This is a genomic window from Flavobacterium piscisymbiosum (assembly GCF_020905295.1).
Lineage (GTDB): Bacteria > Bacteroidota > Bacteroidia > Flavobacteriales > Flavobacteriaceae > Flavobacterium > Flavobacterium piscisymbiosum.
Genome location: NZ_JAJJMM010000001.1, coordinates 4136677 through 4150380, shown reverse-complemented (window position 1 = coordinate 4150380; position 13704 = coordinate 4136677). Strand labels below are relative to the sequence as shown.

The window sequence follows — 13704 nt, the reverse complement described above, 5'->3', positions numbered from 1 at the left end:
TTTTAGGATTTATAATAGAACCTTTTCTAGCTTCTCTTTCTCTAATGGGTTAAAAAAGTGATTCATTTTTTTTACATTCCCTTTTTTAAACGCCTGGTAGGGTTCTGATTGTGAGAGCAGCCATTTTTTTATAATACTTTTAAAAATGAAGGTGATCTTTTTTTGGAGAGGATGAATTTTCTGGCGGACCATCTCGAAATAATCGTTCAAGTTTTGCTGTCTAAAACCTAAAATATTATCTAAGTCTTCACCATCTTTTAAAATCCCGCAGTGAAAATTTTTCTCTGCAAACGCCTTTTGTGGAAAATCTGCTTTGCCTAAGCCAAATTCAGCAAACATTTTGTCTAGAAAAGATCCATAAGTAATAACACAATCCTCTCCCCCTCCTAAGTTGAATATTTGCTTCTCTAGTTTTTTTTGGTTTTCAATTGCTTTAGCAAAAGCTCTACCCGTATCTTTTGGAGTGCAGATTTCCATTGGTGTATCCAGCGGCATATGAAACATCAATTTGGATATCTTATGGTTACCCATAATTGCAGCCAGACGAAAAATACTCCATGATAATTTGGATTTCCCTATCAACGACTCACACAACACCTTTGTTTCTCCATACTGATCTCCCGGACTGGGCTGCAAAATATCAGTGACACTTATCTGCGGATTCTTCATCCGATCGCCATAAACTGAAATACTGGAACTAAAAATCAAATAACAATCCGGTGAATTCTTCTCTAAAGCGTAAACAAGATTTTCGGTCCCTTTCACATTGACACTGTAAGCCATATCCGGATCTATATCTGCAAGAGGTGGAATAACCGCTGCCAAATGGATAGCTACATCCTTATTTTGGGCAACTTTTAGCACTTCTTCTCTATTGCTGATGTCGCCATATATAATCTCTACACGAGATCGAAAGGGAGCTAGTTTTTTTACCGAATTTTGAGTTTTTAAATCAAAAACCGTTATTTCATAATCCGTATGCTGAACCAGATGCTGTAAAGTTTCAAGACCTACAGTTCCAGATGCACCGGTCAGAAGTATTTTTTTTCGTGATATCTTATTTTCCATCTTTTTTTAATTTAACATTTGTCCTTTTCAATCCGCTTAAATTTTGATCAAAAAGCTATATTTGTTATACAATATGTTCAATATGTAACTTTGTGTTCTTTTTGATTACTACGTAAAACTATTACAGAAGAATTTATTTGCTGTTTCAAAAAAGGATGCTACTGTTCATTAGCGAACAAAGACTAATGCTTTTGTAGCGTATATAAAATAATTTGTGATGGATTTAAGAAAAGACAGAAGGGTTCAGTATACTAAAAAAATATTGCGTGAGGCATTATTTATTTTGCTGCACGAGAAGGAATTAAGCGAAATCACCATAACCGAACTGTGTAAAACAGCCGATGTCAACCGCAATACATTTTATCGGCATTATAATATTCCGCTGGATATACTGCTTGAAATAGAAGATGATGTTTTTGAAAAACTCTCAGCGGTTTTGCGTAAAAGCACCAATATGGATGATGTGATACTGCTCAGCTGCCAGTTACTGGAAAGCGATAAACAGATGAGTAAAATTGTGTTTACCAAAGCGGATGGAAGCGGAATTCTCTCGCGAATACTAAGAAGTGTTCGGACTAATTTTCCAGTTGAAAATCAAATAGAACTTACTGCCGAAGTAAAGCCTTTTGTTGAAATGGCATACCAATTTGGCGAAAAAGGAAGTATTGCTGTCATCAAAAATTGGATCGAAAATGATTTCTCTATTCCTGCTGAAAGTATTGCACAAATGATAAGTTATCTGGTAAATAAACTCAATAAATTATAGCAATTTTTATAAGCCACCAATTCTTAATCGAATCTTTCAAAGCAAAATAAACAAGTACATGGATTTTAAAAAGAATTGGTTGATCTTCCTTTAACGAATAACCTGAAATTACTGTTTTACTCTGGAATGGAAACCTTTTTTGCCACAAAAGTTAAGGCGGTATCTTTTACAATTAATTAAATAAAGTAAAAAATATCAGATTATATTTTGTGGTAAAATCAAAAAATAAAACGATATCAATTTTCTCTCAATCCCCAACAGGACATCTAAACCAAATTTACAAAGCCAATGGAAGACAGGCACTAAATATAATACGTCAATCTCTTCAAATCCTCTATAAAATTTATGGTTCGAATTTTTCATGAGGAGTCCTTAATCTGTTTTAAATATATACTCATAATCAAAACTGTCGCTTCTACTCACAAACACGGTATTACTACAGTTGATTTCCGCTAAATTGAAATCCATTCTTTATGCATTTACCATTAACAAAATTACAGTTAATTTTCACGAACTAATTTGATAAACTAAGATACTACAAAAGCAATACCCCTATCCCTACTACGAGGGATTAGCTGATATATTCGTAAGTAAGGAAATGCGATGCGATGGTTTAAATTAGTTTTTACTCAAATAATACACCTATAATTTGCTCCCACAATGCCAGGAACTGTTCCTCTTTTATAGTATCAGTAAGCGTTCCCGTGTTTGTACACAGGACGACGCTGGTATTTTTAGAAGGAAAATAAAAAGCATAGGCTCCGGCTCCGGCTCCACTACCCTCGTGGCCGATTGCCTGCAGGCGACCATTGGATTTATAAAAATGCAGTCCTAAGCCATATATGGGCGTACCCTGATAATTAACAGCACTCTTCATTTCTTCCAGCGATATTGGTGACAGTATGGTTTTGTCATGGAGCAGCTTGTAGTAAAACCCAGCTATATCCTGAACAGAAGCAACAATGCCGTCATCACCAATGAAGGTAAGTACTGTACCCAACTGCAATTCGCTCACATCGGTAAAAGTGCCGTCTATTTCCAGATAGCTAGCCGTTGTGCCTTGTGGAGCAGTAGTGCCTGCCAAGCCCGCTATATAATAGGTATTGGAAAGTCCAATCTCGTTAATTATTTTGTCGGTAATATAGCTTCGATGCCCGTTTGGAGTGACACTATCAATAATTATTGCCAGCAAATGATAATTTATATTGCAATAACCAAATGACACGCCGGGTGCGAATTTTGCGGGTTGATCATATACATAGCTCAATACCTGTTCGCTCGTCATAGGCAGTGGCCCTGCAACAAGATCATTTAAAAACTCTTCGCTATCTAAATAATCAGGAAGCCCTGATGTCATATTAAGCAGTTGCCTTACCGTAATGATATTTCCGTTTGGCAGCTTATTACAAATATCAGGAAGATAGGTATTTACTTTGGCATCGAGATTGATTTTGCCCTCCTCTTTCAGTTTGAGTACAGCAACTGCAGTAAAGGTTTTTGAAATACTCTGCATATAGTGAAGAGCAGAAATAGCCATCGGCTTTTCATTAATTACAGCGTTTCCTGCAACTAAGGTATAATTCTCGGAAATTGTTTTTACACTAAGGCTTAGGCCAGGGAAGTTGGACAAAGCTGCTTCAAGTTTTTGCTGTGCCAGCGCTTTTTTATCAGGTGAGGGTTTAGAATCGTCATTGCTACATGAGGTGATAAAAGTAACAACAGCTAGTAATAAAAACTTTTTCATAAAATGTGATCTTAATTATTTGAATGCAAACTTCAGATAAGAAAAACTAGAAAAGGTTTCAAAAGCTTAAAACTTTATAAATTGGTACTTATTTGCTAGCGTTCTTATATTCATTTGGTGTCTGATCACTAACTTTTTTGACATATAAATTACTGATTTACAATTATTAAAAGATATTTTATTAGCTACTGCTATCTCGGCTATACTGATCTAAAAATACATTTAAAGCCTTTGAAGGTGCTTCATCATTTCTATAAATTAACACTGTAGTCATCGTGGCAAGTTCTTTCGTTAAAGGAAATGTTTTTATATTTCTGTTGCTGTAATACTGATTTAACACTTCTGCAGGAAGTATACTGATACCAAGACCTGCCTCCACAAAATTAATAATGCCTTCTATAGAATTGATTACGGTGCTTTTATAACGGAGGATTCCTTTTGAACCGAGCCAGGTTTCAAGTCGTGCCCTGAAAAAACAACCTTGCTCAAAAACTACTATTTTTAAAGGTTCTTGTTTCAATACTACCGAAAGTTTATCCACATCACCACCTGCAATTATTACAAGTTGTTCATCACGAACAGTAAGCTGCTGTAAACCCGGAATATTTATGGGTGCTGCAACAAAAGCAGCATCAAGTTTATAACTGATTACATCGTTTATCAATGCTGATAACATGGAAGAATAAAATTCAAGCTCTACATTGGGATAAAGTTCTGCAAAACCTTTGATGATTTCGGGCACTTTAAGAGCCATAGTGGTCTCAATACACCCTATGCGTATTGTCCCTCCTATTTTGTCTGCACTCTGTATATCACTTTTTGCGTCATCCAATAATCGCCCTATTTTTTTAGCATATTGCAAAAGTGTTTCTCCTGCTTCAGTTAAAACCACTTTTCTGGATACTCTTCTAAACAGTTCAGCTCCAAATTCATCTTCGAGATTTTTTATGCGAGCCGTTACGTTTGATTGTACCGTAAAGGTTGCTTCTGCAGCTTTTGTAAAACTTCCGAGTGTTGCTGCAGCTTCAAATATTTTCAGGTCATTACTATTCATAGTATCACTTTTAGTGATTGATTAGATCATTATAAATCGTTTTCAGGTATCAAATATAGGATGTATTTTTGTCTTAAACAATTGAAAATATGAAAAATACAATTAAATCCTTAACTCTAATTCTAGCTATAATTATGCTACAACAAACAGCTGTAAATGCACAAGTTAAAAACTCTTTAACTACAAAAGAGAACACTGAAAATCAGACCACTCATTACAATAACACGGAAGTAAACGGACTAAAGATATTCTATCGTGAAGCAGGCTCTAAAGATGCTCCCACTATATTATTACTGCATGGTTACCCTACATCATCTCACATGTTTAGAAATCTTATTCCTATTTTAAGCAAAAAATATCATGTAATAGCTCCGGACCTTCCTGGTTTTGGCTATTCAGATGCACCGGACCATCTTAGTTTTCAATACACCTTTGATAATCTTGCCAAAACTATGCAGGGATTTATCGATAAGCTTGGTTTAAAACGTTTTGCCATTTATGTATTCGATTATGGCGCGCCAACCGGATACAGGCTTGCTCTTGCTAATCCTGAAAAAATAACCGGCATTATATCACAAAATGGCAATGCTTATGAAGAAGGTTTAAGTACAGGGTGGAATCCTATCCAGAAATACTGGAAAGATCCTTCGCAGGCTAACAGATACGCTCTTAAGGATCTTGTTTCAAAAGAATCAACGTGGTTTCAGTATCACGAAGGTGCTTCGGATGTTTCTCTTATCGCACCTGAAACATACACATTAGACCAGCATTTTCTGGATCGCCCGGGAAATATCGAGATACAGCTTGACCTGCTAAAAGATTACAGAACCAATGTTGCTTTATATCCTAAATTTCAAGCTTATTTTAGAGATAAAAAGCCTATGATGTTAGCTGTTTGGGGCAGTCAGGATCCTTATTTTCTTCCCGCAGGAGCAGAAGCGTACAAACATGACAATCCAAATGTTACTGTAAAGTTTTATAAAACGGGGCATTTTGCCCTTGAAACTCATTATAAAGAAATCGGTACTGATATATTGTTATTTCTTGCCAAACTTCCTAAATAAAATCAAATAAATTTTTATGTCAATCCCCAACGGGACATCCAAACCAAATTCATAAAGCCAATGAAAGAAAGGCAGTACATGTAATATGACAATCTCTTCAAATCGTTCATAAATTTTATAGAGATTTGTCCTGTTCCTGTCAATATTCGGGACAAAAGAAAAATATCATCTTTTGTCCTGTTTTTTTGTCCTTAATCTATTACCTTAAATTGCAGAGTTTTAAACCCGAGTCTTAGACCAATAAATTAAATTCTGCCTACGGTTGAAATCTATCAGAATTAAAATTTATGTTTGACTTATTACTTAAAATATATCACATGAAAACGGACATGTTATTTCTTCTTTATAAATTTTTCCGTAAATAGCTTTTTATCGGTTTTCAATTTTAATATATAAGTCCCTTCTTCCAGATGGGAAACATCTATTGAACTTACATTTATATCTTTTCTTTCGTAAACTTTTTTACCTTGAAAATCCACAATTATTATATATTCGAATTGTCTTTGCTGGTTAAAATTCAATGTGTTATCTACCGGATTTGGAAATACAAAAGATGGTTCTTTCTCTATATTTAAAGTGGAAAGTGATGTAGTTCCAATTTCTTGTATAGAGAAATCTGCAAACAAAAGTTCTTCATCGCGCAATTGCTCCTGACTTAAAAGGCTCCTGTAAATTCCCCATTTTGGACGAATTCCGTCTGCATTGTCGCGCCACGTTCTGATATTATTATTGGAGTAATTTATTAATGTAGAATTGTCGCTGATTTTCTTAATTAAAACAGCATACTTTCCATTCTCTCCATAGGTAATTGTTTCGGTAACTTCTACCCAATTTCCTTTAAAAGAAGACAAACTTGCACTCGCTACTTCATTTGCTACCAAACTATCAGAATACATTACCTGCAGCTTTTGGTTACTTCCTCCTCTTGTAATCAAGGAAACTACAGGAATACTTTCGTGCGGACCTCCATAGGCTTTTATCTGGTGAATGTGCGTGAATTTATTCGATGGCTGAAAACCTGCATCCAGCTTAAATTTCCATTTGTAAATTACTGTTTCTCCATACGTTCCAATCAAATTATCTGGTGATTGATTGTAGGTCTTGATTTCGTTACGCTGTCTGTCAAACTTGATGCATCGGTCGTCATCCGGTGTAACGTGAATATGAAATTTGAAAACATACTTGTTCAGTTGTGTGTCCCAAACTTCTTCTATGTGGCGGCCAAACTTAGTATGCACACAATCCGGGGTTTCGGTAACGTCATAACCCGGAGCAAAAACGCTGTTAATTAATTCATAGGTATTTCCTGGACCATCTGCAGATAACGTGACTTGAGCCAAAGAAATCTGGGTTAGTAAGAGGATTGAAAGATGTAGTGTTTTCATGTTTCCGGATTAATTATTTTTTCTTTGCGAAACCTTATTTTATTTTGCATTTAAGCTTTTTTGTAAAGTTTAGCAAAGCTAAATGTTTGACTTAAGCTTACTTTTTATACTTCTTAAACGCTTCAACAGATAATTTTGCTGCCCTCTTAATTTCTTCAAAATCAAAATGACCTTCTTTATTTTTTACAAAAAGCTGAGAACCTAAGCCAACGCAATGTGCGCCTGCAGAAAACCACTCTTTTAGATTTTCGTCTTCAGGTTGTACACCGCCTGTTGGCATAATGTTTGACCACGGACACGGACCTTTTACTGCTTTTATAAATTCTGGGCCACCAACCTGCTGTGCCGGAAAAATCTTTACGATATCAGCACCAAGACTTTCAGCATAATTAATTTCGGTCAAAGAACCACAACCCGGCATCCAGGGGATTTTTCTTCTATTGCAAGTTGAAGCAACTTCATGGTTAACAATTGGCGCAACTATAAAATTGGCACCACTCTGAATATATAATGAAGCAGTTCCCGCATCAATTACCGAACCGATTCCCAAGATTAAATTCGGAAGTTTTTCCTGGGCGAAAGTCACCAATTCTTCAAAAACCTTGTGGGCGTTGTCTCCCCTATTTGTAAATTCAAAAATCCGAATACCTCCATCATAGACCGCTTTCAGAATTTCTTTGCAGACATTCGCTTCCTGGTGGTAAAAAACGGGAACTATTCCGTTTTCATTTATCGCATTTAAAACCTGTAATTTTGAAAATCCTGCCATTGTTTATCGTATTAATCTACCGGAAGTATTTCCTTCCGCAATTTGGTTTATTTCGTTAAAGTCGGCCAAATTGGCGTCACCTTCGATCGTATGTTTTATGGCACAAGCTGCATTGGCAAAAGCCACCGAATCTTCTTCAGAAAAATTATGGAGTTCTCCAAAAATCGCTCCGGCTGCAAACGCATCTCCTGTCCCTATTCGGTCTACGATGTGGGTTATTTCAATCGGTTCGCAGGAAAACATATCTTTACCATTCCACATTCGGGCTTCGATTTTGTGCCACGACGCATTCTTTCCGGTTCTTGTCTTGTCATAAACCTTTTTCAGCCTGGGAAATTGTGCCATCAATGCCTTGCTTCCGTCTTTAAAATCTTCATCAGAAAACGAAAAATCAGTGCCTAAAAGTTCATTGAATTCTTCAGATCCTCCGATAAAAACATCTGAAAGAGCTACTAATTCTTTTAAGGCTTCACCAGCTTTTCTTCCATATTTCCAAAGTCCGGCCCGGTATGCAGGATCACAAGAAACGGTTACTCCCATTTCTTTGGCAACCATCAAACCTTCTTTTAAAGCCAGAAAATTATTTTCAGAATGAGCAGGTGTAATTCCTGTCCAGTGAAACCAGTCGGCATCTTTTAAGATTGAAACCCACGGAATTGAATTTGGTTTTAATGCTCTGAAAGCCGAATGATTTCGGTTGTAAGCAATGACACCCGAACGAACAACAGCTCCAGGTTCTGCAAAATATAAGCCCAAAGGTTCTTCCCCTTTTTGTACAAAAGAAGTATCGACTCCATTACTTTTTAGATTGCAAATAGCAGCTTTGCCTAAGAAATCATCTGAAACCCGGCTAACGTGAACAGCTTTGCAACCTAAAATGGAAAGGGAAACCGAAACATTTGTCTCGGTCCCTCCATAATAAATTTCAAGCTGATTGGTCTGGGATATTTTTTTAAATCCCGGAGGTGTCAACCTGGCTAGTATTTCACCAAAAGTGACTACTTTCTTCATTTATTTTTATTCTAAATTATTAACTAAATGCCAAACCACCGTTGATATCAATGTTGTTCCCTGTCAGGAAAGAAGATTCGTCAGAAGCCAGGTAAGCTACTAAATCAGCTACTTCAGATGCTTTTCCTTCTCTTCTCAAAGGTGTTCCGTTTGCCACGTTTGTACGAACTTCCGGTTTTGTAAAAGTATCATGGAAAGCTGTTGCAATCATCCCTGGGCAAAGCGCATTTACACGGATCCCCTGAGGACCAAATTCTTTTGCCAAGCCTCTTGTATAAGTCATCACAGCACCTTTTGCAGAAGCATAAAGTGCAGCACCCGGACCACCACCGTCACGACCCGCCTGAGAAGCGAAGTTGATGATTGAAGCACCTGATTTCATCAATGGCTTGAATGCTTTTGTTACCAGGAAAACAGATTTAAAATTCACATTAATCATCACATCAAAGAAATCTACGTCCATTTCTTCAATTGTTTTACGAGCGATCAGGCCTCCGGCAACGTTTACTAAAACGTGTACCTCTTCACCAAAAGCTTTTTTAGATTCGCTTACCAGGGTATCGATATCTTCCTGTTTTGTCATATCACCTTGCACGATAATGGCTTTTCCGCCGGCTTCCTCTATTAATTTCAAAGTCGTGTCCCCATCTTCTTGGTTTAAATAATAATTTACGACAACATTGGCACCTTCTTTAGCTAATTTGATAGCGACTTCTCTTCCAATATCTCTTGCTCCGCCTGTTACTACGGCTGTTTTTCCTTTTAATTTCATTTTGATTCTATTTATAATGTTTATTTAAATTCTAACTATTTTACTGGCTGTATTTTCCTGATTAATGCGAAGACTGAAACGACTCCCAGCGGCACAAAGGCGGCAATGATAATAAATGCCGGAGTATAGGATGTCTGGGTGATTACGGGGATCATAAAATTCATTAAAATAACAGAAACAACTCCTATTGAACCTCCTAAACCGGCCAATGTTCCCACTGATTTTTTATCCATCAAGTCGCTGGGTAATGTTTGAATATTTCCAATCGCAAACTGAAATCCAAACAATACGAAAGAAACGATTACCACGAATTTCAGTGGTGTGTCTCCGTAAAATATGGTGGCCAATAATCCTAAAAACATAATGACTCCGCCAATGATAATGGCAATTTTTCGTCCTTTGTCAACCGATTGTGTTTTGGCTATAATCATTCCGGAACACCATCCGCCTGCTAAACTTCCTATTGCTGCTCCAACATAAGGAACCCAGGCAAAAAGACCTATTTGCTTTACATCAAAACCATACGTTTTTTGAAGATATAAAGGCATCCAACCCACAAAAAGCCACCATATTGGTTCCATAAAAAAGCGACAGGCAATGACGCCCCAACTTTCTTTAAAAGAGAGTATTTCTGATATTGATTTACCTTTTACTTGATCTTCTTCTACTGTTGATGTTGCTGCTTTTCCGTCTAAGATTAATCTTCTCTCCTCTTCAGTAATCCAGGGATGGTCTTTTGGAAGTTTTTTATAAACAATTAACCACGGAATAATCCAGATTAATCCCATAGCACCAATAACGACAAAGGTTGTTTTCCATCCATAACCTGCAAACATGTAAGCGATAAAAAGTGGTGCAATTACATTTCCAATAGAAGCTCCTGCATTAAAAATTCCTTGTGCAATTGCCCTTTCTTTTAAAGGAAACCATTCAGAGTTACTTTTTACGGCGCCTGGCCAGTTGCCGGCTTCAGAAATTCCGAGTGTCACCCTTACTAATGTTAATGACATTACACCTTTTGCAGCAAAATGAAGTAACGAAGAAAGCGACCAGACTCCGATGGCAATTACAAACCCAAGACGCGTACCAATTTTGTCAAAAAGCTTGCCCGATAAAGATTGTCCCACGGCATAAGCGATCATGAAGCAATTGAGTACAAAAGCATAATCTTTTTCATCCATTTGCAAATCCTTGCTTATAGCCGGCCACATAATCGATAATGCAGAACGGTCGATGTAATTGATGATTGTTGCAATACCAATCAAGGTAATGATCCACCATCTTAATCCTTTTACTTTCATAATTTACTTTAAAAGGCTTTTTCAAGCCAGATTACTATTTAACTACTTAATAGGTCTTTACGTTTTTTTCGCACTGCACGTTTACAGATGCAAAACCTCACATATCCACAATTCCTTCTTTATTTATACTTTTATCAACGGCTCTAAAACCTTATTGATTAAATATTGGTTTATTAGCTACTTCAACGTCTTGCAGCAGGCAGGGATTACGGTAAAAAATCTTCTCTGATGGGGCTGAAAACATCTATTAACATTCCGGCTTCGAGACAAATTGCTCCGTGAAGAATATTGGGCTCAATGTAAAAAGCGTCTCCTGTTTGAAGAATTTTCTTTTCGTTATTAATTGTCACTTCAAATTTTCCTGAAACTACATAAGAAGTCTGCGAATGATAATGCTGGTGAATGGGACCGATTCCTCCTGTTTCAAAGGATACTTTTACCATCATAATACTGACATCATAACCTGTAATTTGTCTTTTTACACCTTGAGAAACTGTTTCCCAGGGATTTTCGTTTTCTACATAAAATGCTTCTGTTTTAATATTCATTTTGTCCTAATTTGTAATTAATATGTAATTTCCTTTCCACTCCATATTTTTTCCGTTAATGGAAACCTTATGTTTTGAATCGGGTTTTGCTTCTTTATTTGAAAATGCCAACGTGTATGATTTCTTATTTTTGAAAGTCACCAAAACTGCTGTATAATTATCATCTTGTTTCAAAATTTGAATACTTTCTACTTTTGAATGCGGGTCCTGAACCGACTCTAGTTTTGGGTCAAAGCTTCCGTGAGGCTCAATAATACTGACAAATGTGTAATTTTTCTTGTCTTTCGTTCTTACCATATAACCCGATTCATTTCTCAAGTTGAAATTTGGATCATTTGCTCCAAGTCTTGTTAAAACCAGACTATTTGTATCATCTGTCAAAGTTGAAATCGTGTAAAAACGGCTGTCATTTAACCAGGTAAATTTTGAAATCCCTTGATTTCCCTTGGCTTCTGCCAACTTCCATAAATGCTGGTAACCGTTATTTTTTCCTAATGGAGAAAGCGTTGTCAAGGCTGGTTCGTATTTAAAATCGGTTTCCATAATGTGACCGCTGAACATAAAGTTCAAGTCGTATTGATGGTTTTCTTTTGATTTTAAAGAAAAGATATCGACTATAAAAGGCGTATCAGCTCCAATCAAAGCAACTGTTCTTTGCATTTCAACGCCAGGATATGCATTTACTTCCAAAGCACTTGCAATCTGTATTTTTTCCGGAGACGAAATATCAGAGAAAATTGTTTTTGGTACTTGTTTTTCAGCTTCTTTCCAATCTCCATCGAAATGTGATTTTTCATCAATAATTACCGTATTATGTGCAACTGAAGTTTGTGCCCAGGTCTTATTTTCATCCAAATATCTTCCACCGCTTTTTGATTCTACATTTAAGAAACGAGCCGCGCCGTAATCTTGCAAAATCTCTTTGTCATTATTGAAAAGCAGTATTCCCAAACGATCAAAATGCCCATGTCCCATACCTTGCGAAGCAAATTTGAAAACTGCTGTCAACTGTTCGTCTTTTTTCTTCGTATGCATTCTGAAAAGCGCCAAACCACCTGATGTTCCTTCTGGCCCGTCTGTAATAATCAACGGTTTTTTTACGAATTCCTGCTTCTTCATTCCATTTACAGCTTCTGCAGATTTTAAACCCGGTCCTGTAATTGAAACTTCATTTTGCTGTTGAATAACCGGCAAAACCGAAGCATCGTTATAATTTTCAAAGACAATATTTGTGGCAAAAACCAATTCTTCTGTCATATAATTTTTCTCCTTCAAAGCATCATTTATCGGGAAGAAATAACCCTTGGCATCCGTCAATTGCAAAACCGTGTTTAATGCTTTTTTAAGCAATTGCTTTCTATATTCAAAAATCTTTAGCTCCGGCTGATTTCTATTGATGGCTTCTGCAAAAACCATAAACGGCTGCAATGCATATCGTTGATAATATGGTCCTTCAGAATAATATCCGTCAGGCGAAAAAAGCATATCAATTTGTTTCAGAAATCCTGTTTTTTTGTCTTTTGCCGAACCGGTCAATGCACGTTCCACCATATCTTTATCACCTAATACATAACCTGTCATTCCCACTCCGGCTACAGACCAGGTTCCATGATTGTGGATTTTATTGAAGGTATCCTTACCGCCTTCGCTTTCGCTTAAAAAGGCAACCATACTTCTAAAAACATCTCTTTCTATAATTTCACGATTTTTTGCATCGATGCTTTCTTTAACCAAATCATACGCCTGGATTCCATGTACCAGCCAAACGCAATCGTTCAGCCCCTGCCAGAATAATTTTCCGGAATTCTGCTCTGCTTTTCTCTTTGGATGCAGGGGCAGACCTGGATAAATCCTGGCATATTCCAAAAGCAATTCTTCAACGAATTTGGCATATTTTTTTTCGCCGGTAACTTGAAAAGCCAATCCTGCATAATACAATTCTCTGTAATTTTTTTTGTGTTTTTCGTGCGTGTAACCACCACCATTATCTACAGGAATTGGTACTTCAATTTTATTTTCCAATGCTTTATCAGCATCCTTTTTTACTTTTGAAAAAGATTTTTCTAAAATTTTATAGTCACCTAAATGCTGACTGATATTCTTTGCTTCAGATTTTGACAAAAGTAACAGAGGCTCATATTGTTGGGCAAAAGCAGTATCTGAAAGCACTAAAAAAAGTACTGTAAGCCCTATTGCTTTTATGGTTTTAATTTTCATCCTTG

At 36.6% G+C, this 13704-nt stretch carries 12 protein-coding genes; 2 read left to right on the top strand and 10 right to left on the bottom strand.

Annotated elements, in window-relative coordinates:
- Positions 1-9 precede the first annotated feature (9 nt).
- Complete coding sequence (locus LNP81_RS17780) at positions 10-1068, bottom strand: NAD-dependent epimerase/dehydratase family protein (protein ID WP_230038188.1); 1059 nt, start codon at positions 1066-1068, stop codon at positions 10-12.
- 217 nt (positions 1069-1285) lie between these two features.
- On the opposite strand from LNP81_RS17780, the gene LNP81_RS17775 reads away from it, so the two are divergent.
- Positions 1286-1834 carry a TetR/AcrR family transcriptional regulator gene (locus tag LNP81_RS17775; protein WP_230038186.1) on the top strand — a complete coding sequence of 183 codons (549 nt, stop codon included), beginning with the start codon at positions 1286-1288 and terminating at the stop codon, positions 1832-1834.
- Positions 1835-2459: 625 nt separating this feature from the next.
- Here LNP81_RS17775 and LNP81_RS17770 read toward each other — a convergent pair.
- Together LNP81_RS17770 and LNP81_RS17765 are read right to left on the bottom strand one after the other, a co-directional pair.
- Entirely contained in the window at positions 2460-3578 is a 1119-nt protein-coding gene (locus tag LNP81_RS17770) for a serine hydrolase domain-containing protein (protein WP_230038184.1), read from the bottom strand.
- A 181-nt stretch (positions 3579-3759) separates the two neighbouring features.
- Entirely contained in the window at positions 3760-4632 is an 873-nt protein-coding gene (locus tag LNP81_RS17765; RefSeq protein WP_230038182.1) for a LysR family transcriptional regulator, read from the bottom strand.
- Between the two features lie 89 nt (positions 4633-4721).
- On the opposite strand from LNP81_RS17765, the gene LNP81_RS17760 reads away from it, so the two are divergent.
- Positions 4722-5696, top strand: a complete 975-nt coding sequence (locus LNP81_RS17760; RefSeq protein WP_230038180.1) for an alpha/beta fold hydrolase — start codon at positions 4722-4724, stop codon at positions 5694-5696.
- Positions 5697-6028: 332 nt separating this feature from the next.
- Here LNP81_RS17760 and LNP81_RS17755 read toward each other — a convergent pair whose 3' ends face one another.
- From LNP81_RS17755 to LNP81_RS17725, 7 genes are all read right to left on the bottom strand, one after another.
- The gene (locus tag LNP81_RS17755) at positions 6029-7081 is read right to left on the bottom strand and encodes a T9SS type A sorting domain-containing protein (RefSeq protein ID WP_230038178.1); all 1053 of its coding nucleotides are present in this window, start codon (positions 7079-7081) and stop codon (positions 6029-6031) included.
- Positions 7082-7178: 97 nt separating this feature from the next.
- Entirely contained in the window at positions 7179-7850 is a 672-nt protein-coding gene (locus tag LNP81_RS17750) for a bifunctional 4-hydroxy-2-oxoglutarate aldolase/2-dehydro-3-deoxy-phosphogluconate aldolase (protein WP_230038176.1), read from the bottom strand.
- A gap of 3 nt (positions 7851-7853) precedes the next feature.
- Positions 7854-8861, bottom strand: a complete 1008-nt coding sequence (locus LNP81_RS17745; RefSeq protein ID WP_230038174.1) for a sugar kinase — start codon at positions 8859-8861, stop codon at positions 7854-7856.
- A gap of 19 nt (positions 8862-8880) precedes the next feature.
- Positions 8881-9633, bottom strand: coding sequence for an SDR family NAD(P)-dependent oxidoreductase (locus tag LNP81_RS17740; protein ID WP_230038172.1), 753 nt, complete (start codon positions 9631-9633; stop codon positions 8881-8883).
- 35 nt (positions 9634-9668) lie between these two features.
- Positions 9669-10934: an MFS transporter gene (locus LNP81_RS17735; protein WP_230038168.1), complete on the bottom strand. Its 1266-nt coding sequence runs from the start codon at positions 10932-10934 to the stop codon at positions 9669-9671.
- A gap of 206 nt (positions 10935-11140) precedes the next feature.
- Entirely contained in the window at positions 11141-11482 is a 342-nt protein-coding gene (locus LNP81_RS17730; protein WP_230038166.1) for a cupin domain-containing protein, read from the bottom strand.
- Positions 11483-11488: 6 nt separating this feature from the next.
- Positions 11489-13699, bottom strand: coding sequence for an alginate lyase family protein (locus LNP81_RS17725; RefSeq protein ID WP_230038164.1), 2211 nt, complete (start codon positions 13697-13699; stop codon positions 11489-11491).
- Positions 13700-13704: the final 5 nt, after the last annotated feature.